General features: G+C 37.8%; 22 protein-coding genes. 9 read left to right on the top strand and 13 right to left on the bottom strand.

Features of this window, described 5'->3' with window-relative positions:
• Nucleotides 1-7: 7 nt before the first annotated feature.
• The 3 genes from fcl to VC178_RS01540 all read left to right on the top strand — a co-directional run bounded on the left by fcl (nucleotide 8) and on the right by VC178_RS01540 (nucleotide 3,003).
• Nucleotides 8-991, top strand: coding sequence for a GDP-L-fucose synthase (gene fcl, locus VC178_RS01550; RefSeq protein WP_323481378.1), 984 nt, complete (start codon nucleotides 8-10; stop codon nucleotides 989-991).
• 87 nt (nucleotides 992-1,078) lie between these two features.
• A complete protein-coding gene (locus VC178_RS01545; RefSeq protein WP_323481377.1) occupies nucleotides 1,079-2,071 on the top strand; it encodes a hypothetical protein in 993 nt (330 codons plus the stop codon).
• The gene (locus tag VC178_RS01540) at nucleotides 2,068-3,003 is read left to right on the top strand and encodes a hypothetical protein (RefSeq protein WP_323481376.1); all 936 of its coding nucleotides are present in this window, start codon (nucleotides 2,068-2,070) and stop codon (nucleotides 3,001-3,003) included. The genes VC178_RS01545 and VC178_RS01540 overlap by 4 nt, the downstream gene beginning before the upstream one ends.
• A gap of 25 nt (nucleotides 3,004-3,028) precedes the next feature.
• On the opposite strand, the gene VC178_RS01535 is transcribed toward VC178_RS01540, so the two are convergent.
• Complete coding sequence (locus VC178_RS01535; RefSeq protein WP_323481375.1) at nucleotides 3,029-3,511, bottom strand: hypothetical protein; 483 nt, start codon at nucleotides 3,509-3,511, stop codon at nucleotides 3,029-3,031.
• A 240-nt stretch (nucleotides 3,512-3,751) separates the two neighbouring features.
• A complete protein-coding gene (locus tag VC178_RS01530; RefSeq protein WP_323481374.1) occupies nucleotides 3,752-4,714 on the bottom strand; it encodes a hypothetical protein in 963 nt (320 codons plus the stop codon).
• 110 nt (nucleotides 4,715-4,824) lie between these two features.
• Here VC178_RS01530 and msbA point away from each other — a divergent pair, with 110 nt between their 5' ends.
• The 5 genes from msbA (at nucleotide 4,825) to pseC (ending at nucleotide 12,037) form a co-directional block, all read left to right on the top strand.
• Nucleotides 4,825-6,585: a lipid A export permease/ATP-binding protein MsbA gene (msbA, locus tag VC178_RS01525; protein ID WP_323481373.1), complete on the top strand. Its 1,761-nt coding sequence runs from the start codon at nucleotides 4,825-4,827 to the stop codon at nucleotides 6,583-6,585.
• Between the two features lie 13 nt (nucleotides 6,586-6,598).
• Nucleotides 6,599-7,594 carry a UDP-glucose 4-epimerase GalE gene (gene galE, locus VC178_RS01520; RefSeq protein WP_323481372.1) on the top strand — a complete coding sequence of 332 codons (996 nt, stop codon included), beginning with the start codon at nucleotides 6,599-6,601 and terminating at the stop codon, nucleotides 7,592-7,594.
• Nucleotides 7,595-7,621: 27 nt separating this feature from the next.
• Nucleotides 7,622-9,025, top strand: a complete 1,404-nt coding sequence (locus VC178_RS01515; RefSeq protein WP_323481371.1) for an O-antigen ligase family protein — start codon at nucleotides 7,622-7,624, stop codon at nucleotides 9,023-9,025.
• The gene (locus tag VC178_RS01510) at nucleotides 9,022-10,800 is read left to right on the top strand and encodes an ABC transporter ATP-binding protein (protein WP_323481370.1); all 1,779 of its coding nucleotides are present in this window, start codon (nucleotides 9,022-9,024) and stop codon (nucleotides 10,798-10,800) included. The genes VC178_RS01515 and VC178_RS01510 overlap by 4 nt, the downstream gene beginning before the upstream one ends.
• 64 nt (nucleotides 10,801-10,864) lie before the next feature.
• Nucleotides 10,865-12,037 (top strand): UDP-4-amino-4,6-dideoxy-N-acetyl-beta-L-altrosamine transaminase, encoded by a 1,173-nt coding sequence (pseC, locus tag VC178_RS01505; protein WP_323481369.1) that lies wholly within the window; start codon nucleotides 10,865-10,867, stop codon nucleotides 12,035-12,037.
• A gap of 8 nt (nucleotides 12,038-12,045) precedes the next feature.
• On the opposite strand, the gene VC178_RS01500 is transcribed toward pseC, so the two are convergent.
• From VC178_RS01500 to VC178_RS01485, 4 genes are read right to left on the bottom strand one after another with little or no spacing between them, the layout of a single operon-like run.
• Nucleotides 12,046-12,585 (bottom strand): GNAT family N-acetyltransferase, encoded by a 540-nt coding sequence (locus tag VC178_RS01500; protein ID WP_323481368.1) that lies wholly within the window; start codon nucleotides 12,583-12,585, stop codon nucleotides 12,046-12,048.
• Nucleotides 12,586-12,587: 2 nt separating this feature from the next.
• A complete protein-coding gene (locus VC178_RS01495; RefSeq protein WP_323481367.1) occupies nucleotides 12,588-13,430 on the bottom strand; it encodes a hypothetical protein in 843 nt (280 codons plus the stop codon).
• Between the two features lie 14 nt (nucleotides 13,431-13,444).
• A complete protein-coding gene (locus VC178_RS01490; RefSeq protein ID WP_323481366.1) occupies nucleotides 13,445-14,722 on the bottom strand; it encodes a DegT/DnrJ/EryC1/StrS family aminotransferase in 1,278 nt (425 codons plus the stop codon).
• Nucleotides 14,712-15,671 carry a Gfo/Idh/MocA family oxidoreductase gene (locus VC178_RS01485; RefSeq protein WP_323481365.1) on the bottom strand — a complete coding sequence of 320 codons (960 nt, stop codon included), beginning with the start codon at nucleotides 15,669-15,671 and terminating at the stop codon, nucleotides 14,712-14,714. The genes VC178_RS01490 and VC178_RS01485 overlap by 11 nt, the downstream gene beginning before the upstream one ends.
• Nucleotides 15,672-15,708: 37 nt before the next feature.
• On the opposite strand from VC178_RS01485, the gene VC178_RS01480 reads away from it, so the two are divergent.
• A complete protein-coding gene (locus VC178_RS01480; RefSeq protein ID WP_323481364.1) occupies nucleotides 15,709-16,899 on the top strand; it encodes an ATP-grasp domain-containing protein in 1,191 nt (396 codons plus the stop codon).
• On the opposite strand, the gene VC178_RS01475 is transcribed toward VC178_RS01480, so the two are convergent.
• From VC178_RS01475 to pseF, 7 genes are read right to left on the bottom strand one after another with little or no spacing between them, the layout of a single operon-like run.
• A complete protein-coding gene (locus VC178_RS01475; RefSeq protein ID WP_323481363.1) occupies nucleotides 16,880-17,980 on the bottom strand; it encodes a DegT/DnrJ/EryC1/StrS family aminotransferase in 1,101 nt (366 codons plus the stop codon). The two genes, VC178_RS01480 and VC178_RS01475, sit on opposite strands and share 20 nt — an antisense overlap.
• On the bottom strand, nucleotides 17,967-18,920 hold the full coding sequence (locus tag VC178_RS01470; RefSeq protein ID WP_323481362.1) for a hypothetical protein: 954 nt from the start codon (nucleotides 18,918-18,920) through the stop codon (nucleotides 17,967-17,969). Before VC178_RS01470 ends, VC178_RS01475 begins: the two co-directional genes overlap by 14 nt.
• Nucleotides 18,921-18,938: 18 nt before the next feature.
• The gene (locus VC178_RS01465) at nucleotides 18,939-19,739 is read right to left on the bottom strand and encodes a phytanoyl-CoA dioxygenase family protein (protein ID WP_323481361.1); all 801 of its coding nucleotides are present in this window, start codon (nucleotides 19,737-19,739) and stop codon (nucleotides 18,939-18,941) included.
• On the bottom strand, nucleotides 19,736-20,758 hold the full coding sequence (locus VC178_RS01460) for a glycosyltransferase (RefSeq protein WP_323481360.1): 1,023 nt from the start codon (nucleotides 20,756-20,758) through the stop codon (nucleotides 19,736-19,738). Before VC178_RS01460 ends, VC178_RS01465 begins: the two co-directional genes overlap by 4 nt.
• Nucleotides 20,751-21,917 carry a pyridoxal phosphate-dependent aminotransferase gene (locus tag VC178_RS01455; RefSeq protein WP_323481359.1) on the bottom strand — a complete coding sequence of 389 codons (1,167 nt, stop codon included), beginning with the start codon at nucleotides 21,915-21,917 and terminating at the stop codon, nucleotides 20,751-20,753. Before VC178_RS01455 ends, VC178_RS01460 begins: the two co-directional genes overlap by 8 nt.
• A complete protein-coding gene (locus VC178_RS01450; protein WP_323481358.1) occupies nucleotides 21,904-22,926 on the bottom strand; it encodes an N-acetylneuraminate synthase family protein in 1,023 nt (340 codons plus the stop codon). Before VC178_RS01450 ends, VC178_RS01455 begins: the two co-directional genes overlap by 14 nt.
• Nucleotides 22,927-22,936: 10 nt before the next feature.
• Nucleotides 22,937-23,632, bottom strand: coding sequence for a pseudaminic acid cytidylyltransferase (gene pseF, locus VC178_RS01445; protein WP_323481357.1), 696 nt, complete (start codon nucleotides 23,630-23,632; stop codon nucleotides 22,937-22,939).
• Between the last annotated feature and the right edge of the window lie 57 nt (nucleotides 23,633-23,689).

The following is a 23,689-nucleotide window of genomic DNA, read 5'->3' as shown; positions in this document are numbered from 1 at the left end:
TTAAACAATGGCCTTAGATTTAAATCAAAAAATTTATGTAGCTGGTCACCGTGGTATGGTGGGATCTGCCATTGTCCGTAATCTGAGGGCTAAGGGGTATACCAATATTGTTATGCGTGGCCACTCAGAAATGGATCTGACTAATCAAGCAGCGGTAGAGTCATTCTTTGAGCTTGAGAGACCTGATCAGGTATATATGGCCGCTGCAAGAGTTGGTGGAATATATGCTAATCATACCTTTCCAGCAGAATTCATTTACGACAACTTGATGGTGCAAAACAATGTTGTACATCAAGCCTTTGTTCACGGAGTTAAAAAATTACTATTTCTTGGTTCTAGCTGCATCTACCCACGTTTAGCACCGCAACCTATGAGCGAGGATGCATTGCTCACTGGTAAACTAGAGCCTACCAATGAGCCTTATGCCATTGCTAAGATCGCTGGCATCAAATTATGTGAGAGCTATAACCGTCAGTATGGATCGTCTCATGGAGTTGATTACCGCTCAGTCATGCCGACCAATTTATATGGCCCAGGTGATAACTATCACCCAGAAAATAGTCATGTAATTCCGGCCCTCATTAGACGTTTTCATGAGGCAAAGATAGCTAATGCTCCTGAAGTTGTGATTTGGGGTTCGGGCAAGCCTAAACGTGAGTTTTTGTATGTTGATGATATGGCGGCAGCTTCAGTATTTGTAATGGAATTAGACAAATCTGCTTATGATGCCCAAACATTGCCAATGCAAAGTCATATTAATGTGGGGTTTGGTAGCGATATTACTATTGCTGAGCTGGCACATGCTGTAGCAAAAGCCACTGGATATCAAGGAGCTATTAGATTTGATGTATCCAAGCCTGATGGTGCCCCTAGGAAATGGATGGATTCAAGTCGTCTTAATCATTTAGGTTGGAAGGCGCAGGTAGATTTAGAGCGTGGCCTATCTCTCGCCTATACAGACTTCCATAAAGAAGTGTCAAAGCATGTTTAGTCGCTTTTAGTCTATGGGTACATTATCCAGTTGGGTCTTGGCGCTTGCGCAAAATACGGTTTTCGTTTAGATCATCATCAGGAATTTTTGAAGTATTGCTTACAAAATGATTACGTCATATCGATAGCGAATACACGTCTTGTTGCTAGCCGTGCAATTCTAGCCAATTGCGATGTTAAAGCGAGTAACCCCCAATCTTCAGAGATTGATCTTGAGTTTCTAGACGCGGCTGCACACAGAGTTAATGCCCTACATGATTTGGGTAGACCAGTCAGTATTTATATTTGTTCGGATGCATTGCCCTATTTTTCAAAGTATGTATTACCAGCAATACAAATACCTTTTGTATTAGTCAGTGGCGATAGTGATTTGTCAATTTCAGTGCAGACTTTGGGCCCAACCTTGAAAGCTATTGCTGACCATTCTCTATTAATAGCGTGGTTTGCCCAAAATAAAGATAGTGAGCATACAAAGCTTCGCGCATTGCCTATTGGTCTGGATTTTCATTCTCGTTGGCGAGATGCCCAGATTTGGGGTGGTGGTTTTATTTTGCCGGCCATGCAGGAGGCAGAGCTACGTCAGATATTGCAACAGTCGCCACGCTGGTCGGAGCGGAAGGTTCTAGCCTATTGTAATTGGGGAGTGTCTGTTGACAGAGGGGATCGCCAGGAATGCAAACAAAAGATGAATCCTCAAGCATACTTTTATCAAAGCAAGCGTTTAAGTCGGACCCAAACTTGGGTTGAGCAAGCGCAATATGCTTTTGTGATAAGCCCAAGTGGTGCAGGTTTAGATTGTCATAGAACCTGGGAGGCTCTAGCTCTTGGTTGCGTACCCATTGTTAAGCGCTCACCCATGGGCGAGGTTTTTGAGGGCCTTCCAGTGTTGATGGTAGATGATTGGGCGCAAGTAAGCCCATTATTTTTGAAAGAACAGGCTGAGAGATTACAAGGGCAGACTATGGATTATTCTAGACTCTTGCTACGGCATTGGATTGGGCAAATCAATTTGAATTCGGCTAACCAAGTATTTGCTCCCGTAAGATGTACTCTCGATCAAATGAAAGAAATAGTGCTTTGAGTGAACTCAAGATACCTTTAGTGCCTATAGAAGAAGCAACCGTCTTGCTAGCTGGTACAGGGCGTGATGTAGCTTCGTATATTGCCTCTGAGATGAAACATCTTTTGTCTTCTCTGAAGAACTTCAAGAAGGTCTTCATATTGGTGATTGAGAGTGACTCATCAGATAATACCGTTGAAGTTCTGCAGGAATTAAAGAAAAACATTCCTAACTTTGACTATCTCACTTTAGGTAAGCTTGCCGGTGAAATTCCTGTTCGCACAGAACGCATAGCCTATTGTCGCAATCAAATTGTCAAATTGGTCAAAGAAGATCCAAAATATGCTGAAGTGGATTTTGTGATGCTGGCCGACTTAGATGGTCTCAATACGCATCTCAATGCTACCTCAGTTGCAGAGTGCTGGAACACCGATGTACCTTGGGATGTTGTCACTGCTAATCAGCTTGACTTTTATTATGACGTTTGGACACTACGTCACAAACACTGGTCGCCTGGTGACTGTATTGTTCAGCAAAGTAGTCTAGAGTCAATTTTGGGCTATGACCAATCAGTTAATTTAGCGGTATGGGCTAAACAAGCTAAGTTACCTATAACCGCTGGTTATATTGAAGTTGAAGCTGCGTTTGGTGGTTTCGCTATTTATAAGAAGCAGGCCTATATCACTGGAACTTACGTTGGTAGCGGAGTTTCTGATGGCGTCAGGCATGAGGCTTGTGAGCATGTTGCACATTGCGCCGATATGCGTAAGGCTGGTTATCGGATCTTTATCAATAGCGCTCTGATTAATTGCAAACGACCAGCTGACCAGAATCCAAAGAAGCCAAGAGTATTATCAGCGGTAATGATAAGCGCCATTCGCAAGACGGGTATTGCTTTATTTGGCAAGAAGCGCCTTAAAAAATATCTATCCCAGCTGATGGAAAATATTTAAGGCGATCTGGCAGCTTCTTAAATCATCAATTGATTCGCTCGAAGATTGCATAGCCGTTACGAACTGAAGGTCTATGGGTAACTAGGCGGTAATTTGGGTTATTTTCTAAGGCCCGCATCGCATTAAAGCACTTAAAGGTTTCGGTATCATCGAGAGCAATGACTTTAGCGCCAATCACATATGCCAATTCTCTCTCTCCAGTAAATTCTGAGCCATCAATCAAAACCATGTCAAAGAGGTCAACAGCGTTAGTGGATTTAATGTAAGCAATTCCGCTAATATTCGACTGATTATCCCTCAGATATACCAAATCTTGGTGATACCATCCAAGAACGGTTTCTAGTTTGTGGTGGTTGAGGTTGGTCTGCTGGGTATTATAAAAATTGATAATTTCTGTTTCTTGCGGAAACTCTGAGGCGCTAATAGAACTTACGTTGTAAGCTTTTACAAATTGATCATTCTCATAAGTTTTCCTCAATAGCTCATAGCGAGGCTTGGAAAGTTCCATGCAAAAGAGTTGAACGCTGTCTTTATCAGCTCGTTTACGAATAGCGCTGACAAATGCATCTGTACTACCACCCCCGCTCGAAGACCCGATCTCTAAGAATTTTTTCAGTTCGGTCTTGAGAGCATATTTTTGAAGTTCATCATAAAAAGGATCATCTTTAATTTCTGCCGCAATGATGTCATTAATCGTTGGTGGAGGAGGTGTTTTTTTTCTTGAATAACTTACGAAAGAGTTTCATGGCTATTGTGATTTAAAAGATAGTATTCTTTTTAAAGATTGAATGCGACGTTTGATATAAAGCTGAGCAATTTCAATAAAGTAAACGCTGTAGGATATGGCTTCATTATGCATGAAGTGTTTCATATACGATTTTGCTTTACCTTGAAAGTGAAGACAGGCGAGAGGAATGGGTGTTTGGCTAGAGATGCTGTGGGCAAAAAATTGTGGGAAGTTACCGGTTACTTTTTTAAGATTCACGCGCCTGATCATTTTGAATTCTTTAGCGTGCATATTACCATCATGATTAATGTTGTTATCAAATAATGGCAGCCCATGAAAATGGACATCCGCCAAATTGACTACTCGTGAATTATTTTTTTGCCAAAGATATAAGGCAGTCATATCGCAAATACCGCCTGGTAGGCTGTACTTTTGGTGATGGGCGTATTTCTTATCAAGGGATTTGCGAGTTTCTCCTTGGTACATTTTTCCCAGAAATTGAATAAAGCTTTCAAGACCTTGCAGCGTCCAGTAGGAGCAGTGAGGGGAGGAGGCAAGTGCCATTTCATCTTGATAGGGTGTAGAAAAGGCAGCTATACATTCTCTAAATAGTGGATGCGTTACTACTCTCTTGAGATCGCTTAATAAAATTAGGTCGCTATCAATCATCCAAAAATGATGAAGACTTTGGGACTTGGCAATCTCGTAAAGAAAAAAGTAGCGCTTAAAACATAACAATTCGAACTCTCTCGTGGCCGAAGACATATGCACATAGTTGTGTACAAAGGTAGCGTAATTGGGTAGGTCAATTTGGCTATCATCGTAGTATTGATCACACATACTCCCAGTGACAGAATCATCCCCAATCAAAATAGCGTGGTTTCCAAATTTCTTTACGAAATGGGCGGCAACCCTTAGATAGTCTTGGGAGCCATGGTGGATGATAAAAACGGTTTCGGGAGCTTGAGGGGTTTCAGAGGGCATATGGGTAGCTGGAGAGCGTTAGTCTCTAATAAGGTCAATTTACCGCTATTAATCGATTAAAATCAAGATATTATGCCAATCTAGCGTGGATTAGCTACCTTTATGCTTTTATGAATATTCAAGACCGCCAAATCCTGTTTCGCTTGCTGGGCTATTTGCGGCCTCATTACAAACTTTTCATCGCCTCTATTTTGGCAACTGTAGTTGTGGCAGGTTCTGAAACCTCGATTCCTGCACTCATGAAACCGCTGCTTGATGATGGTTTTACAGGGAAGATGAATCATACCCTGTGGATGATTCCCTTCATTTTGGTTGGCTTAGCGATGGTGCGAAGTATGTCACAATTTGCATCTAATTATTTGCTTACTCGCATGAACAGTAATATCTTGCTCACTATGCGTGAACAGATGTTTGCGCGCCTAATGAACTCTCCAACAGATCTATTTTTACGAAGCACGGCATCTAATTTAATTAATGTAGTCGTCTTTGAGGTTGGTAATGCCCTCTCAGTAATGGGTAGCTTACTTATCAACTTATTGCGCGATGCGCTAACTGTGATTGGGCTATTGGCATACCTACTTTATTTAAATTGGCGCCTAACAATTTTAGTATTGGCAATATTTCCAGTGGTAGCTTATCTTTCTAATAAGATCAACAAACGCTTACGAAAAATTAATCGGCAGCAACAAGAATTAACTGGTAACCTGGCTTACATAGTTGAGGAATCATCGGCTGGCCATAAATTAGTCAAGCTTCATAGTGGCCAGCGCTATGAGATGCGCCGTTTTATGGATCGCGCAAAATTGCTTTATCAGTTTTCAATGAAGTCAGCGGTTACGGGAGGTATGAATCAACCCATCACTCAACTAATAGCGTCTACTGCGCTTTCTTTGGTGTTAGTCATAGCGCTTATGCAGTCTTCCTCCCAAGGCACTACCGTGGGTGAATTTGCTTCCTTCATTACGGCCATGATGCTAATTATTTCGCCCATTAAGCATATCGCAGATGTGGGTCAGCCATTGCAACGGGGTTTTACGGCAGCTGAGATGGTTTTTAAATTAATGGATCAAGAGGTGGAATTTGACTCCAATAAAAAAGATCAAGAAGTATCTTTGGATGTTGCAAGAGGAAAAATTCTTTTTAAAGATGTTTCTTTCTCCTACCATCAGGATGCCAGTCGTGAGGCTGCATTACAGCATCTCAATCTAAGTATTGAGCCTGGTGAAGTGATTGCCTTGGTGGGGCCGTCAGGTGCTGGTAAAACAACATTAGTAAATTTGTTACCACGCTTCTTAAGACCGAGCTCTGGACAAATTTATTTGGATGACATTAGCTTGGATGATCTGGTGTTAAAAGATCTACGCCGTCAAATCTCATTTGTTAGTCAAGATATTATCCTTTTTAATGATTCGATTGCTGTGAATGTGGCATACGGAGAGTCACCAGAAAAAATTGATAGAACTAGGGTAATGCAGGCTCTAGATGCTGCAAACCTTACGAATATGGTGGCAGAGCTGCCCAATGGTATTGATACTGTGATTGGTGATAAGGGTAATCAGTTCTCCGGTGGACAGCGTCAACGCATTGTCATTGCTAGGGCGATTTATAAGAATTCTCCTATCCTCATTTTGGATGAAGCTACATCGGCATTGGATTCGGAGTCAGAACGTCACGTTCAGATTGCTATGGACAGGTTGATGGCCGGGAGAACCTCTATTGTGATTGCTCATCGTCTGTCAACCATTGAGCGTGCGAATCGTATTGTGGTGATGGAAAAAGGCAAGATTGCTGAATTGGGTACGCATGAGCAATTAATTGCCAAAGATGGGCTTTATGCACATCTACATCGCTTACAATTTTTAGAAGCCTAACTAGGTCGCAATTGTGAATATTCTTTTAACGGGTGGTTTGGGTTATATCGGTAGCCATGTAGCTGTGGTGCTAACCGAGGCCGGTCATCAAGTGACCATTTTGGATAATCTTTGTAATTGCAAGATTGAGGTGTTAGATCGTCTGGAAAAGATTTTGGGGAGGGCGCCTGCGTTTTTCAAAGGAGATGTGCGAGATCAAGCTTTAGTGGAATCGATTCTTAAAGAAAAGCAGATCAATTCAGTAATTCACTTTGCTGGATTAAAAGCGGTTGGTGAGTCAGTCCAAGAGCCACTCATGTACTATGACAACAATGTTGGCGGAACAATCTCCCTGCTAAAGGCAATGAAAAATTGTGAAATTAAAACAATTGTTTTTAGTTCCAGCGCATCTGTTTATGGCATACCGGTGTACTTACCATATGACGAGGAGCATCCAACTCGACCTCAAAGCCCGTATGGAAAATCCAAACTTCAAGTGGAGGAAATCCTCAAAGATTTATCTGATTCGGATCCTGAATGGAAGGTTGTAGCATTGCGCTATTTTAATCCAGTGGGAGCGCATGATTCAGGCTTAATTGGCGAGGATCCAGCCGGGGTTCCTAACAACTTAATTCCTTATGTTGCACAGGTAGCCATTGGCAAGCTTGAGAAGTTAAAAATTTTTGGAGATGATTACGACACGCCTAATGGTACTGGTGTGCGTGATTATATTCATGTGATGGATTTGGCTGAAGGCCATAATTCGGCTTTGTTATACGTTTCTGAAAATACAGGATTTTCAGTATTTAATTTAGGTACCGGGAATGGCTATAGTGTTTATGAGGTAGTGGATGCATTCACAAGTGCTAGTTCAAGAAAAATTCCTTATGAAATTGTTGATAGGAGGGGCGGTGATATTGCTTCCTATTATGCGAATGCACAGAAAGCTAAGAAGTTTCTGGGCTGGAGTGCTAAAAGAGGGTTGTTACAAATGTGTATTGACGCTTGGAAATGGGCTGTTTTGCACTAAATATAAGTCATATATCTAAAAGATAAAATGAAGATAACAAACTACAAGATGCCTGGGCATCATCAGCGTTCATTCATTAGGACTCCAAATTGGATCACATTAGTGTTGTGTTGGAATTTCGTAATTTTGTTTGGAATTTGGCTTCAACCCCACACTGTTTTTATTCGACACTTTAGTTTAGTTATTGGAGCTATTTTAGGCTCCTGGGTTATTGCGCGGAATTGGAGTTTATTAATTCAAAAAAAATCGTTACCTCTATGGCTAATAGTATTTCTATTGTTGTGGGTCAGCATACATTTATATTTTATTGGTGAAGATAAAGGCACTCAACTTCTTGAATATCAGCGTATTTGGAAAAAGATTGCCTTGAGCATTCCCTTTGGTGCTGGCTTAGGAATTAGTATTCTTGGATGGTATAGAAGCGATTACAAAACAGAAAAATATTGGCGAATCATTTACATAGGATTTTTGGCGCCGATTATCGTCTATTTTGTCAAATACATTTCAAGCTACATATGCTTAATAATGGGTTTTGAGACCCCGATATATTTAATGCTTTCCTCTGCGCATTTAACTGATCCGTGGGGTGTGTCAAGAGCGGCTTACGTGTTTTTTTGTTTGCCCGCTTATTTCATAGCAATGTCAGAGTTAGGTGAAGTATGTGGAAAGAAAACTTGGCAGTTAAATCAAAATTGGATGTATTTAATTGCAATAATTGGTACCCCACTAATAATGTTAATGGAACACGACCGTACTGGATTGTTTTATTGTGCGGTTGGAATCATTGCTGGGATACTGTCAATTATAAAAGTGGCTAACTTTCAATTTAATAACAAAAAACAGTTGATTCTTTTATTAATACTGCTAATTTTCTTGGCTTCCATTGTGGTGATAAGTGTTCAGAATCCTTTATGGAGGGCGCTAAAAGCGGATGCAATATTCGCTGTTCAGATTAATGAATATGATCAATGGAAGCATTTATCCGGGTCGAAAAGCCCACCACTTATAAATGAATTGGGAATGCAGGTTCATGAGTCAAATTATGATCGAATTGCTTGGGCGATAAGGGGCTTTGATTTAATCTTAAAAAAACCTCTTGGATATGGTCTGATGACCCTTTCTTTTGGACGCCTAAATAGTGTAGACTTTCCAGGGTCTCAGACCAATATGAGCCATAACGGATGGATGGATTTTTGTTTGGGATATGGCATACCCGGTTTTTTATTAATTTTTATAGCCATTCTCTTAGTTCTAATAAATGCCAAAGGAGCAGTTTTGCCTTGGGCGAAATTTATTAAATGGGTTTTAGGTTTTATGTTGCTAGTTTTTTTTAATAAAGAGCTATCTTCGGAAATATTTATTAATGCATTAATTTTCACTACTTGTATATTTTCTACAGCTTGCCTAGACTGTAAGACGCAAAATTCATGAAAATGAATTCAAATCAGTCGATTTATATTCTTTTAAAACGTCTTTGGATTCATATTGGCGGGTGTCGTCGTAGGCAGTTTAAATTGTTATTAATACTAATGCTGCTTACTTCTTTCTCTGAGATTATTAGTATTGGTTCTGCCGTACCATTTCTTGGTGCACTAACTTCCCCAGAGAATGCATTTAAATTGCCTGCTGCTAAATTAATAGCCCAAATATTAAACATTGCTGAACCAAAGCAGTTTCTCCTTGTGTTGGCAGTTATATTTGGGTTGGCGGCAATACTTGCGGGAGGTATGCGCTTAATTTTGTTATGGTTTAGTAACAAATTCTCTTTTGCTGTGGGCGCAGATCTTAGCATTGAAATTTATAGGCGTACGCTTTATCAGTCTTATGCAATTCATTCCCTACGTAACAGTAGCGAAATTATTGATGGACTTAATGGAAAATTAAACATAGTTATTTACGGCATCATAGTTCCGGCTATGACGATTATTAGTTCTAGCGTGATGTTACTCTTTATTCTCATAGGGCTAATACTGATGCAGCCTATGGTTGCAATTATTAGCTTTGGTGGATTTGGTTTTATTTATCTACTGATTGGTATGGTGACTCGCAAAAAATTAAAGCGTGATAGTGAATGCATTGCCAGTGAATCGCCTAAGATACTCAAGTCCTTGCAGGAGAGTTTAGGCGGTATTCGAGATGTCTTAATTGATGGTAGTCAAGAAGTATTCTGCAAAATCTTCAGAAATTCAGATTATTTGCTAAGGCGCGCTCAAGGAACTACTTTATTTATTATTACAAGTCCAAGATACTGTATCGAAGCGCTGGGAATGTTATTGATTGCTTTGATTGCTTATTGGCTGAACATCCAACCTGATGGGGGCGTTGGAGTAATTCCCATATTGGGTGCCTTTGCACTTGGTGCCCAGCGTTTAGTTCCTATGTTGCAACAAGTCTATGGATCATGGACGACCATTAATAGTGGCCAATCCTCCTTAAAATTCACTCTTGAACTGCTGGACCAGCCGATGCCAGATTATATAAATAAGCCGGTAGGTCGCATGAATTTTTCTAATTGCATTACTCTTGAAAGTGTAGGATTTCGCTACTTAGCGGAAGGCCCACAGGTTTTAGAAAAAGTTAATCTAACGATAAAAAAAGGAAGTCGAGTGGGTTTTATTGGCGTGACTGGTAGCGGCAAAAGTACATTGCTTGACATTATTATGGGGCTACTTCAACCCACATCTGGGCAATTAAGGATTGATGATGAAGAGGTTACCTTTGCCAATAATCGGGATTGGCAAGTCAATATAGCCCATGTTCCACAAGCAATTTTTTTGGCAGATGCCACAATCGCAGAGAATATTGCCTTCGGAGTGCCAAAATATATGATAGATCTATCACGCGTTAGAGTGGCAGCTGAAAAAGCCCAATTATCGGATGACATAGAAAGTTGGCCAAGAAACTATCAAACATTTGTGGGTGAGCGGGGTATACGCCTTTCAGGTGGCCAGAGGCAACGTATTGGTATAGCCAGAGCGTTATATAAAGATGCAGATGTAATTATTCTTGATGAAGCAACTAGTGCGCTTGATAGCGAAACAGAGCGCGAAATTATGCGGACTATTGATACAATCGGACATGAAAAAACGGTATTGATCGTAGCCCATCGCCTTACTACCTTAAAAAATTGCACGAAAATTGTTCAATTATCCAAAGGTTCCGTTTCAAAAATAGGAACCTATGAAGAAATAATTGAAAATAGTTAATAATAGATAAGATATGTACAAAACCAATTATTTTTCGGCTCTAATAAATGCCTTGTAAGAAAAGATGAAAATTATTCCAATTCCTTATGGGCGTCAAGAATTATCTAACGATGATAAAAATGCCGTAATGGAGGTATTAAATTCAGAATTTCTTACTCAAGGGCCATTGGTGCCCAGATTTGAGCAAAAGATTGCGGATTACTGCGAAGTAAAGAGTGTCGTTGTTTGTAATAGCGCTACAAGTGCGCTTCATATCGCATGTTTAGCTTTGGGCGTATCAAAAGGGGATAATGTTTGGACATCCCCAATAAGTTTTGTAGCAAGCGCAAACTGTGCGCTTTATTGCGGTGCCAATATAGATTTTGTAGACATTGATCCTTTGACGCTAAATATGTCTGCCGATAAGCTTGAAGAAAAGCTGAGGGTTGCAAAAAAAATAGATAACTTACCCAAAGTAGTTATTCCGGTTCATATGGCTGGTCAATCTTGCGATATGGAAAAAATTTATAACTTATCGAGGGAGTATGGTTTTAAGGTAATAGAGGATGCATCTCATGCTATCGGCGGGAAGTACAAAGATATCTCGGTTGGGTCATGTAAATATAGTGACATAACAGTATTTAGTTTTCATCCCGTCAAAATTATTACTACTGGAGAAGGTGGTGCTGTTACCACTAATCAAGAGAATTTGGCTAAATTAATGAGGCAATACCGAAGTCATGGCATAACAAGCGCTCCAAATGAAATGTCCCCGACTTCAGACGAGGAGATTTGGAATTATCAGCAAATTGGTCTTGGCTATAACTATCGTATGACTGATATTCAAGCCGCATTAGGATTGTCTCAGATTAAAAAGTTAGATAAGTTCGTTGAAAAAAGACAGCTAATTGCAAATAAGTACGATGATCTTCTCAAAAAACTTCCTCTTGCTGTACCGTATTGCCATCCAAATAGTTATTCTACATATCACTTATACGTAGTTAGATTGAATTTAAAGAAAATTAGCAAATCTCAAAAAGAGGTTCATAACAGTCTCAGGCAGCTTGGTATCAATATTAATTTACACTATATTCCAATTTATTTGCAGCCATATTACAAACAATTAGGTTTTAATCGAGGATATTGCGTTGAAGCTGAGTCTTACTACAGGGAGGCTCTTACTTTGCCAATTTACCCAGGATTAAGCGAAAATCAACAGCAATTCGTGGTCAACACTCTACATCAAATCTTAAGTTAGACTATCTCCTAATCAGTAAATTTAGAGTAAAAATATACATCGCTTGGTATATGATTTATAACTTCATGCTTAACCCTTTTGCATTCAAACGTCATGCCTGAAAACTCAATGATCTTGATCATTCCGATATTTCGGCAGGATGTTCCAGCGGTTATTTTTCTCACATAAGGTTGTTTTTCTAGCCAACTCATTAGGAGTGTCCACGCTTCCTTACCAAAACCCTTTCCTTTATAGGAGGGATGTCCAATAAGCATGCCAATATCAACAGTTTTGTGAGCAGGGAAAAAATTGGCAGTTATGGTGCCAATTTGCTCAGAGGATGAAAAATCATGTATTGAGAAAAAAAAGGAATTAGATTCCGCAAAGGAATTCAAGTAGGTTTGACAAGTAGTAGTGGAGTGTGAGTTAAATCGTTGATTGCTAAATTGCATTAAATTTTTATCATTTAACCAAGAGATGTATTGGGGAGTTATGTGCTTGTGGTTAAATTTCTCTAAAAATATTTTTTTAGATTGTAGATTCAGATGGGGGTATTGGGGTATATGCATACTTAAAGTTGAATAATCTCAGAAAAGGGTAGGATACAAAAACCGCCTCCAGGAGGAATTAGGCTAAAGACTTTTTTATCGGCCATTAGCGCAGCAACTAAAGCCATAGAGTTTCTTCCTATGACAATGTCGCTTTCTCTCAGATCATCCAGTAGATCTACATTATTGCTGAAACTAATATTTTGAGATGAGAACTCAAAAATCCAATCATATTTATTCTTATTTTCAGAGGGGTGTTTGCGGAAAATAATTTCAGCTTTAGAAGGAACAATATCTGGTAGTTTCTGAAAAAAATAATTTATGGCTTCTCTTTCGCTATAACCATGTTTATCAGCGTCTAAAATCGGTTCAGATACATATAAAACCTTATGATTACCGGTTAAATTCTTTTTGGGGAATGATGAAAAAGATTTTTTAATTCTTTTAAAAAAAGGATTTTCAACCAATAAGATTTCGAGATTTGGAAAGGTTTCCTGTGCAATTTTCAAGGCAAATACATCGCCAACCCAAATCTTGTCAGGAAAAATAGAAATACCATTTCTAATAAATCTATCTCTGTAGTTACACCAGTGATCTAGGAAGCTAATCACCCGCTTGTTATGAATTTTTGCAGTTCTTATGGCATTCCATTCAAAATTAGAAGCCCAGCCTGTGCCGGTCATAATAAGGTCAGAATCTGCAATCACCTCTTCGAGAGTATAGTTATGAAATTTTTCAAATTTAAGTGAGAATATTTCAATGGCAGGGCCAGATACACAGAATTTTCCAGAAAAACAATTTTCAAGAGCGTAGGAAGAGAGTAATTCAGCTCCTCCTGCATCGTGGGCTACAAAACCAATTTCCATAAAAGAGTTTTCACTTAGCGTAGATCATCTAGGTTGGCCCAAACTTTATAGAAACACTCAGCTATCAAATCAATCTCACTTTTTGACATTTCAGTAAAGCACATGCCGATTGACATAAAAGAATTGTCTTGTAAATACTCCGCGGTGGGGCAAATACCCTTTTGATAAGAAACCTCTCGTTTTGTAAATTCAGAATTCCAAGGAAATCCCTTTGATCCATATGCAATTTTATTCTGGAACAGCGGTAATAAATGAATATTTTGATATCTGTTTGAAATATTTAGTCCTTCAGCCACTAGTGCGGAATGCAATTTGTCTCTTGTGACGCCCAGTATTTTGCAGTCAATTTGCATTGGGTAGGCATAATAAGCATGAGTGCAGTTTTTTTCTACATAGGGCAATTTTAAGCCAGGAATAATCGAGAGCTTTTCAGTGAGATATTTTGCTGCAGATTGTCTTGATTTTAAAAAAGAATTTAACTTTTTAAGTTGTTCAATACCTATCGCTGCCTCAATCTCACCCATGCGGAAGTTATATCCAAGCATATTAATTAGTCGATTATTAGGCATATCACCAACTACTGCTTCAGCATGATTTCTAATTAGCCTCATGCGTTCAGCGTATTCATCATTATTAGTGACAAGTATGCCACCCTCCCCCGTATGAATGTGCTTATGGTAATTGAGACTAAATCCGCCAATATCTCCAAGAGTGCCAGCAAAAGAATTATTATAAATTGCACCTGGCGACTGAGCGCAGTCAGAAATAACCTTCAGGTTATATTTCTTTGCAATTTTACAAATTTCAGTCATTTTTGCAGAGTGACCAAAAATATCGACAGAAATTATTGCTTTTGTATATTGAGTAATATTTTTCTCAATTGATACGGGATCAAGTCCATAGGTTATATCTTCGATATCGGCAAATACTGGTATTGCATTCCAGTGAAGAATGGATGTGGCGGTTGCCGACATTGTCCAGGGACTTACAATAATTTCGTCGCCTGGCTCGATTTCTAGGGCGCCTACTGCACAAATTAATCCAGAGGTCCAGGAATTTACGGTAACGGCATTTCTAACGTTGAAATATTGTTCGCAATTCCTTTCAAACTCTTGAACTTTACTGCCGCCATAAAAGTCAGAATTCCAGGCTCCGATAAATTTTGATAGAACACCACTTTCTATAACAGCAGTGGCAGCAATTAATTCTTCCTTTCCAATGGAATTGTAGCGAGGAAACTTAACTTTAATTACTGGACTACCACCATTTAAAGCTAGTTTACTAGTTAGCATATATCGATTCCTTTAGGCCTTCTAACAAATCAACGATTTGATATGCAGAATTTAGAGATGTAAGTGAGAATTCTTTTTTATTGACAAAGTTACAGACATCATTAGCAACATTTAAGTAGAGAATTGGACTATCTGTATTAAAGATAAAAGAGTCCAAGATATTGGACTCTATAGGAGTTAATGAAGAGCGATTGCTCCAGGAAATTGTCTTATTATTGTAACTAAGAGTCCCATTATTGCAGTGAATAGTAAAAGAAAAATTCGAAAAATAAACTTCATTTGTTGCTAAGAGATAAAATTCTGCGTCATTAAATCTAATGAATATATCAATATCCAGATCGCCATTGTCTCTCATGAGCATCGGTTTGCTTATTGCTTTGCATTCCTTAATCTCACCAAAAATAAATTGAAAAATATCAATTAAGTGAGAACCATTGTTAAAGATGCCCTTAGAATACCACCCTACACCTTTGAAAGAACCTCTAATTTCTCCAGATTCAATTAGATTTTTAACTTTCAGTATGCTAGAGTCAGTTCTCCGCATATAATTAACTACTACTGGAACATTTAATTTTTGCGAAAGTTGTTTGATTTTAAGCCCATCCTTTCTTGTAAAAGAGAGTGGCTTTTCACACAGCACTAATTGAGGCTTGCAGTTTTCTAGAAGGCTTTCAAAAAGTTCTGCATGCGAATTAGTCGGAGTAGCAATAATTGCTATATCAGGATTTTTAAAATTAGCAGCCTCTGAAATAGTAGAAAAAGATTTGGTATTATATTTCTCTTGAAAGAGCCCCCTTTTTTCTTGGTCTGGATCTACAGCTGAAACCAAATTGCAGCTTGGGCATTGAGAAAATGCATTAGCAAGTGTTTCAATCGGGGCAGAATTAGAATGATCGTAATCATTTAGCATTCCAATTTTGCCTAAACCGATAAGCATTACATTTAACATTTATAACCCTTTATCTATTTTTATTTATTAAGAACCTATGAAAACTATCTTAATTCTTGGTGGGGGTAGATGGCAATGCCCATTAATTTTAAAAGCAAAATCACTGGGCATTCGTGTAGTTTGCATGGATCAAGATAGACTTGCACCAGGATTAATATTTTCTGATATTCCACTGGTTTGTAATATAAAAGATCATAATGCAATTTTAGAAAAAATCAATTCTATTCATATAGACGGACTTGCAATTGATCAGACTGAGATTCCAATTCATGCTGCTCGAAAGGTAGCAGATATCTTAGGGCTGACTTTTATACCCCAAGACGTTATAGACGTGACTACCAATAAATTAAAAATGCGGCAGCGTTGGTTGCGTGATGGCATCTGCGTGCCAGAATTTAAACAAATTAATTCATATTTAGAATTAATTCAATTTGCTAACCAGGTTGGGTACCCAGTAGTTACTAAACCTTTAGACTCGATGGGAAGTCAGGGGGTTTGCATTTGTATGAATGAAGAAGATTTACAAGTTGGATATAAGGAAGCTGTTGAGTACTCGACTAATAATAAAGATGTGATAATTGCAGAAAAGTTTATTGAAGGGCGTGAGTATACTATTGAAGCTTTTAGTTATTTGGGTAAAACCAAGGTTTTAGGCATCTCTCAAAAGTCAAAATCTAAAAATTCGCCCCAAGTATCATCAATGCTAGAGTACCCGCCAGATCTTAACTCTGATCAGATCTATCTTATAGAGGATTTTGTTATTAATGCGATTAATTCGCTAGGAATCTTGAATGGGCCATCGCACTCAGAAGTCATATTAAAGGATGAAAGCATTGCAATGGTAGAAACAGCATCGCGTGGAGGCGGATTTGGGATTTCATCTGAAATTATTCCTTTAGTTTCAGGGTTTGATCATTTGCAAGCAATCCTCAAGCTCGCTCTTAATGAGAAAGTACTGATGGACTTTATGCGCGAAAAAAATGCGGTCACATTAGGGTTTTTTGAATCACCTAAAGGGAGAATAAAAAAGATTCATGGAATTAATGATGTAATGAGGCTTGAAAGCCTGAGGGCAATTGAGTTCTTCAAAGTTGAGGGCGATGAAGTCGAGGTAATTAAAGCTGATAGAGGTAGATCTGGATACTTTCTCTTACAAAGTTTCTCAAAAGAGCGCTTGAGAAGAGAGGCTGAAGTGATAAATAAAAAAATTAAATTTGAGATCGATTAAAAAATTGCTTAATTTCTAGACAGCAATTATCTATGTAGCTCTGAGAGGTTCCTGGATTAATCCATAGGTTAATAATTTCGTTTTCGATTCGGATGGCGTTTTTAAAAGTTAAGTTTAATTCGGATTCAACGAATAGATCGTGAGTTGTAGGATACCAGTTACTTGCATCTAAACCCATAAATCTTAATTTTTCAGTTATTGATTTTTGCTTTCCAGTGAGAAAATTAAATCTCCAGGGTGCGCTTCCACGGTTTAAGGGTGGTATGTATATATCTAGACATTCTAATTTATCTCTAAATTGAGCATAATTAGACTTTCTTATTTTTAGGCAATCACTTAGTGATAAAAGTAAATTTAAAACTTCTACGGAAAAATCAACATCTAATCGAAATATATACATTTCTCGATATTTTTCTACTAATGCTTTTTTTCTACTTATCTGATACTGGCGACTCGAATTAGCATTTTGTATTTCATAGTATTCTCTACGATAGTTGGCAGTAATTTCTTTATAGTTGAGGGGTTTTTGTGGAAGATTTTTTTCTATTGCCTTAGATTGTTTATACAAGTCATAGTCGTTTGTAAGTAAAGCTCCGCCAATGCCTATGTCTATTATTTTTGAGTGTCCAAAGCTAACTACCGAAAAGTCACCATAATATCCTAATGGCACATCATTTAGTGAGGCGCCATATGCTTGAGCAAGGTCCTCGATCAGTAAAATATCATGCTGGATCGCCATTTTTTTAATTACTTCAATCTGACATGGCTGTCCATACAAGTGTGGAGCAACGATTGCAACAATATCCGGAGTTTTTTGAAGCAAGGTATTAAGTTCGTCTATGTCGATATTGAAGTCAAATAAATTAGAGTCACAAAATAATGGTTCAAATCCGGCATAAAAAATAGCATTAGCAGGATGGGGACACATTAAAGTTGGGCAAATAACCTTACCCTTATTTATATTGAGAGTTTTTAATGCTATGTAAATGCCTGAAGTTGCTCTGCTTGTTAATAAACAGTATTTTTTGTTTAAAGATGAACATAAGTAGTTTTGAAGTTTTTCGCTGCTAGCTATTGACATAGTTTTTAAATAAATGACAGCAATTTTTTAAGGAAATAAAGCGAAAATTTCGCCCATTTTTATTACACTCAGAAATTATGACATTAAGATTCTTTATAAATTCTTTGATGTCAAAAGAAAGCAAACCATGTCTCAATAATTTTCTTTTTAATAAAGTATTTGGGTGAGAAATTGTGACAATTAGGTCAGATTCTTTGACTAGTTTTTTTAACCCATTCTCAAGGAATTTATGATAAAAAGTAAGGTCAACATATCTTTGGTAAAAGTCCTCATCATAGGGTGCTTTTATTGGCACCATTGATAATGGAACCTCAAGTATAGACCTGCTTTGTGAGCATGGCTTTGAGTAGTCAGTATATGATGGGGTATAAGGTCTTGATGGCGCATTAATCCAAGATACTCCCCCTCCCTTAAATTTTCTACTTCTTCCAGGCATTGCAGAGGAGTCGCACATAACACCTAGTTTTTCGAATGTATCAATAATTGCATTGCTACAATAAGTTTCACCTACCCTGGCAGAAATCGGAAGTGTATCGATTTTTTTAAGATCTTCAAAAGTTGACATCAGAATCCGCGTGTTTGTTGCATCGCAAGTTTCCTGAACCCATAAATTGTCATCAAGCTTATACAGATGAGGATGCCAACCTATTTCATCACCCCTGTGAATAGCAAACTTCCATATGTGATTGTATTCTTCAAGCAGGAAAGTGCTGCTATCGTGAATTCGTTTTATTTGATTGTCGGCCCTCACTAGCCACGTAAAAATTAAGGGCGATCCATAGCTATCTACAATTGAGTGGGTATGCTCATAAAGCAATGGAATTCCGTCGGATATGCCTTTCCAAGGCAACGGAGAGAACGGGTTTGATGCTACATCCGCGCCTTCAAAAATATCGCTGTCAGTGTCAAAGGTAACGGCAACAAATAGATCCTTATTCATTAAGCGCAGGCAACCTGATTATTTAATCTTTGTATTTTGCATATTATATTGCCCAGACTTCCATTTCCTATCACCGGGGGGTGCACGAAACTCAATATAGTTAGAGGGTGTGCGAGAATCCCAGCCGAGACGTTTTTTTACTAATGGACTAGAATAATAAAGGGATGAATTTCCATTTTCAAAAAAATTAATTTGTTGTTTAATAAATGCAAGAGTATATTTAATTACAATCATTGGCCTTTCAAAGTTACTCTCGTTTTTACCGGCTCGATGCCAAAGGGTGGAGTCAATGCAAAATCCTTCCCCAGCCTTTGCCTCTATTGAAAAATGGTGTTTTTCAAAGAACTCTGAACTCGGCTCGGCTGAAATGAGATGGGAGCTTGGCAAAATTTGAGTTGCCCCATTTTCTTTTGAAATGTCTACTAGTGGAATCATAATGATCAGACTAGTTCTAGTGCTTTCAAAAAATGGTTGATCCCTGTGAAATTTAAATCCAAGCATTTCAGATTTTTTGCTAGGCTGGGTTATTATTCCGTTGTATGAATGCACAATTGCAGTGTCATTCAAAGAAATATTTAAAAATTCATTAAGATTTTTATTTTCGAGTATTGCTAGGTAATCATTGTTGAAGCGAGTGAGATCTCTGACAGTTTCAAAATCTCCATTTGTAATTAAGGCATCCTCCCCATATTGATTTATATCTTGAAATTTATGGGCGATTAATTTGTCTCGATAAAGTTGAATTTCTTCCCGTGTAAGTAATTTACCTATTTTTGTCCAGCCATTGCGATTGAGTTCATCAATGCAAATAAGATTCATTTTTTTGAAGCCCCTTGTAAAATATTGCAAATTCTGAGTGCCCCTAAACCATCAATGGCTTCTCTTCCAGCCTTGCTTAAGCAACTCCATAAATGCTTATCACTCAACAGCAATTGTATATTATGAATAATTTCCTTTGAGAAAGAGGTATTTTGCCGTTCAATAACTTTAATGGAGCCAAAAAGAGAAAATTTTAATGCTCCCAATATTTCATTTTCATTTTGAGGGAGCACAATTGCTGGGACTCCTAGCATTGAAAATTCATACATAGTAGTACCTCCGCTACATATCCCAATCATAGATTCATTGATTATTTCAGCCATATTTTTTGCATCCTTAATGATAGAGCACCTACAGTTAATTTTGGATATTAAGCTCTTTAGCTTATCTTCAGAATTCATTATGGAGGTAATAACAATTGTTAAGTGATATCTAGAAAGATCTAAATTGGATGTAGAGATTAAATTTATGACGAATTCAGTAAAGTTCTGGGGATCAGAGCCCCCAAATGTAACTAATATTCTATTTTTTAAAGATGAATTTGAAATATTTTTTAATCTAAACTTTAAAAAATTGTGATTTAACGTAACGAATTGAAATCCTTCATGGTATTCCGTGTGTCCGGAAAAAGCGATTTCGAATTTATGTCTATTAACTAAATTGATAACTAAATCTATATGTTTATTATCAGTCTTGAAATAATCCAAAGCACATGCTGTAATCTTTGGATCAATATTTTTAACGTATGATACATCAGCTTCAATTTCATCATATTGATCAAAAATAACCTTAGTTATTTTAAATTTTTTTATGACTGATATTAAATCATGGCAGTCATATTCAAAATGAAAATTTTCGGATTTTATTTTTTTTGCAATAAACTCGTTATTGTTTATTAAAAAAAAACAATTAATCCCAGTTAACCCTGCTTTAAAAAACTTTGCTATGTTTAGACTTCTATTTAAATGACCAAGCCCGTAATGGCCTGCTCCTTGAATTTTAAATAGTATGTTATCCATTCAACATTTTAGCTTGAATTTTTTCTAGGGCATTCAGAACGCGCTTTATAGGCTCGGAGCCAAAGGAGATTCTTATGAAATTTTTAGTTGATTCACCATAGCAGGATCCTGGGACTGTAGATATTAAATCTTCTTCGAGAAGTTTTTGGGCAAAACTGTCACCATCAAGACCGCTGTCACTGATATCAACGAAAAAATAAAATGTAGCCTCTCCATTTAAATGCTTTAGACCAATAGAATTCAATCTTTCTTCGATTATTTTCCTGGTGGCCATAGTTTTTTTAATTTCATTTTTTGCGCTCATTAGTATTTTGTCAAAAAAATGAGAGCAATATTGCTGAAGTATAGTGGGGGCACAAGTAAGCAAATGTTGACTTACTTGCAGCATTTTTGCGACTAATTTTTTATCTGCAATTAGGTATCCTAATCTCCACCCAGACATTCCCAAGTTTTTTGATAGAGAATTAATGATGATCAGATTCTTTAAATCACCATTTAATCGTGCTGCGCTATAAAAATTTCCTTCAACGCAAAATTCCGAATAGGCCTCATCAACCAAGAGAAAAATATTTCTTTCTAAGCATTGTTTATAAATTAATTCAAGCTCTTCTCTGTCATAGAGGTATCCCGCTGGATTGTTGGGATTGTTTAGGATGAGCATCCTAGTTTTGGCGGAATAAAATTTCTCTAGATTTTTTCCCAAGAATTTAAAAGGTATACGCTTAATTACACCGCCTGATAATTTTGCCTGCTCGGGGTAGCTAAGCCAATAAGGCTCTTGAACTAAAATTTCATCGCCCGGATTAATTAGTACAAGCATACTCAGGTAAATTGCAAGCTTTGATCCTGCTGAGATTAGAATATTCTTGCTACTACGGATCTCTGAATGAAGTGTTTCGTTGTAATAATCAAGTATTTTATTTCTTAAACTAGACATTCCCATTGAATCGGAATAGTGATATCCCTTCTGAAAGTCCAATTCTTTCCAATTAAACATGGGGATGTTAAAAAATGCCTCTCCTAAGGATAATACTGTTATGTCCTTTCCTTGGGCTTTTAATGCTGAAGCTCGCTCATTAATTAGTATCGAACCTGCGTCTAACAAGCTATTTGATAGAGCGCTGAATACTATTTTTTGTGATTGATTATTCGGATTCATTGGATATAGCCTCCCATGTTAGTGGCGTATCCTTCTTGCAATCACAAGAAATTTTTTTCCCAATAATTTGGCCTACATATCTAGATCTTATTCCAGTCGCAGGGCGTTTTAGCATAATATCTTTAAGCGTAATTATGGACCCTGCAGCAAGATCTCTTAAAAAATAAATTCCATCTCTGCGACCAAATTTTATTTCATCAGGCAGCATGATTTTTTCGGCGTCTCCTAAAATAGAGTATGCATGATGTAAATTTTCCACGTAAGCTTTTAGTTCCTCAGGAGTTAATGCGTAAAAGTGATCAGGACCAGGATTGGACTTATTGAGGGTTATATGTTTCTCAAAAATCGTGGCGCCAACACCAACAGCAATTTGACCAGCCAAAAGTCCAAGAGTGTGGTCAGAAAACCCTATGGGGCAGTCAAATCTAGAACTAAGTGTTTTAATCACATTTAGATTAGCCAATTTCTCTGGCAAGGGGTACATTGCTCCACACTGAAGAAGTGCAATCTCATTGTTTCCAGAGTCAATGCATGCGTTAACTGATTCCTCAATATCAACCATGTCACACATACCCGTTGAAATTATTACGGGTTTTTTTGTTGATGCAACGGCCCTCAGTAGACTCAAATTAGTAGTTTCTGAAGATGCAATTTTATATGCAGGTACATTGCAATTTTCGAGAACGGCTAAAGAATTAAGATCAAATACTGAGCAAAGAAAAGTGATGCCAAGTTCCTTAGAATAATTAGCCAGCTCAGGAATCCAATTTGGATTTAACTCAACTTTTTTAAAGTCTAAATAGTTGCCATCCATATTGGGAAACAGAGACTTAGCGCTAAATAGTTGGAATTTAACAGCATTTACACCGCACATCACTGATTCGCTGATTAACTTTTTTGCGACAGAAAGATCCTGGTCAAAATTTGATCCAATTTCTGCAATTACATAGGGCTTTGTGTTTCTTCCTATTAAAGTGCCGGAAATGCTTATTGTCGGTTTTAGTTTCATCAGGGTTCCGTTATGTTGATTTATTAATAAGATTGAATGCAAACTCCGCTGCCTCCCAATCTTCAATTGTGTCTATATCTTTGACTTTAAGTGTCGGCAAAATAATTGGAATGGACGTCGCTGTAAAGATATCTTTTCCAGCTAAAAAAGCAGAAGAAAAACCCCAGCAAAATTGTCCAGCATCATGAAAAACTGGAGGCAAATCTTGCGATCTGGTGTTTCGATGTTCGGGGTATATGAGTCTAACTCCATTGTTTCCATCAAATGTAAAGCCGCGTTGAACTGGATATGAAAATCTTGCGGCACCGAATGAAAATTCTGCGGAATCAGAATTTAGCAGAGCATTTAATCCTTCGGCAATGTCTTCTGAGGATATAAGAGGCGCCGTTGGATATATGCAGCAAGCCAGAGAAAACTCTCCATATTTGTATGATGCCTCTTTGATTGCATGTTGAATAACCGGAATTGTTGGGGTGTGGTCGTCTGAGAGATTAGCTGGCCTTAAGAAGGGGGTCTCCGCCCCGTAGGATCTAGCAATTTCTGCAATCATGGGAGAATCGGTTGTTACAATGATTCTATCAAAGCATTTGGAGTTTAGTGCAGCTGCAATGCTCCATGCGATGATCGGTTTTCCTGAAAAGTCACGAATATTTTTTTGGGGTATCCGTTTACTTCCACTGCGGGCGGGTATTATTGCAATTTTCATAACGCCTTAAAAAGAATGAGTAATTTTACAACGCTTTAAGATGAAGACTTAAAGTTA

This window comes from Polynucleobacter sp. AP-Sanab-80-C2 (genome assembly GCF_035012965.1).
GTDB lineage: Bacteria > Pseudomonadota > Gammaproteobacteria > Burkholderiales > Burkholderiaceae > Polynucleobacter.
The sequence above is the reverse complement of the archived record's forward strand: the minus strand, read 5'-3'. Positions and strand labels throughout refer to the sequence as shown.

Excerpts from the sequence above, each read along its gene's own strand:
- VC178_RS01465 (WP_323481361.1), bottom strand. The coding sequence starts at position 19,739 with ATGAATCTTATTTGCATTGATGAACTCAATCGCAATGGCTGGACAAAA.
- msbA (WP_323481373.1), top strand. The coding sequence starts at position 4,825 with ATGAATATTCAAGACCGCCAAATCCTGTTTCGCTTGCTGGGCTATTTG.
- fcl (WP_323481378.1), top strand. The coding sequence starts at position 8 with ATGGCCTTAGATTTAAATCAAAAAATTTATGTAGCTGGTCACCGTGGT.
- VC178_RS01500 (WP_323481368.1), bottom strand. The coding sequence starts at position 12,585 with ATGCATATACCCCAATACCCCCATCTGAATCTACAATCTAAAAAAATA.
- VC178_RS01495 (WP_323481367.1), bottom strand. The coding sequence starts at position 13,430 with ATGGAAATTGGTTTTGTAGCCCACGATGCAGGAGGAGCTGAATTACTC.
- VC178_RS01470 (WP_323481362.1), bottom strand. The coding sequence starts at position 18,920 with ATGAATAAGGATCTATTTGTTGCCGTTACCTTTGACACTGACAGCGAT.
- VC178_RS01475 (WP_323481363.1), bottom strand. The coding sequence starts at position 17,980 with ATGTCAATAGCTAGCAGCGAAAAACTTCAAAACTACTTATGTTCATCT.
- pseC (WP_323481369.1), top strand. The coding sequence starts at position 10,865 with ATGAAAATTATTCCAATTCCTTATGGGCGTCAAGAATTATCTAACGAT.
- VC178_RS01510 (WP_323481370.1), top strand. The coding sequence starts at position 9,022 with ATGAAAATGAATTCAAATCAGTCGATTTATATTCTTTTAAAACGTCTT.
- VC178_RS01485 (WP_323481365.1), bottom strand. The coding sequence starts at position 15,671 with ATGTTAAATGTAATGCTTATCGGTTTAGGCAAAATTGGAATGCTAAAT.
- VC178_RS01450 (WP_323481358.1), bottom strand. The coding sequence starts at position 22,926 with ATGAAACTAAAACCGACAATAAGCATTTCCGGCACTTTAATAGGAAGA.
- VC178_RS01535 (WP_323481375.1), bottom strand. The coding sequence starts at position 3,511 with ATGGAACTTTCCAAGCCTCGCTATGAGCTATTGAGGAAAACTTATGAG.
- pseF (WP_323481357.1), bottom strand. The coding sequence starts at position 23,632 with ATGAAAATTGCAATAATACCCGCCCGCAGTGGAAGTAAACGGATACCC.
- VC178_RS01530 (WP_323481374.1), bottom strand. The coding sequence starts at position 4,714 with ATGCCCTCTGAAACCCCTCAAGCTCCCGAAACCGTTTTTATCATCCAC.
- VC178_RS01460 (WP_323481360.1), bottom strand. The coding sequence starts at position 20,758 with ATGGATAACATACTATTTAAAATTCAAGGAGCAGGCCATTACGGGCTT.
- VC178_RS01455 (WP_323481359.1), bottom strand. The coding sequence starts at position 21,917 with ATGAATCCGAATAATCAATCACAAAAAATAGTATTCAGCGCTCTATCA.
- VC178_RS01490 (WP_323481366.1), bottom strand. The coding sequence starts at position 14,722 with ATGCTAACTAGTAAACTAGCTTTAAATGGTGGTAGTCCAGTAATTAAA.
- VC178_RS01480 (WP_323481364.1), top strand. The coding sequence starts at position 15,709 with ATGAAAACTATCTTAATTCTTGGTGGGGGTAGATGGCAATGCCCATTA.
- VC178_RS01515 (WP_323481371.1), top strand. The coding sequence starts at position 7,622 with ATGAAGATAACAAACTACAAGATGCCTGGGCATCATCAGCGTTCATTC.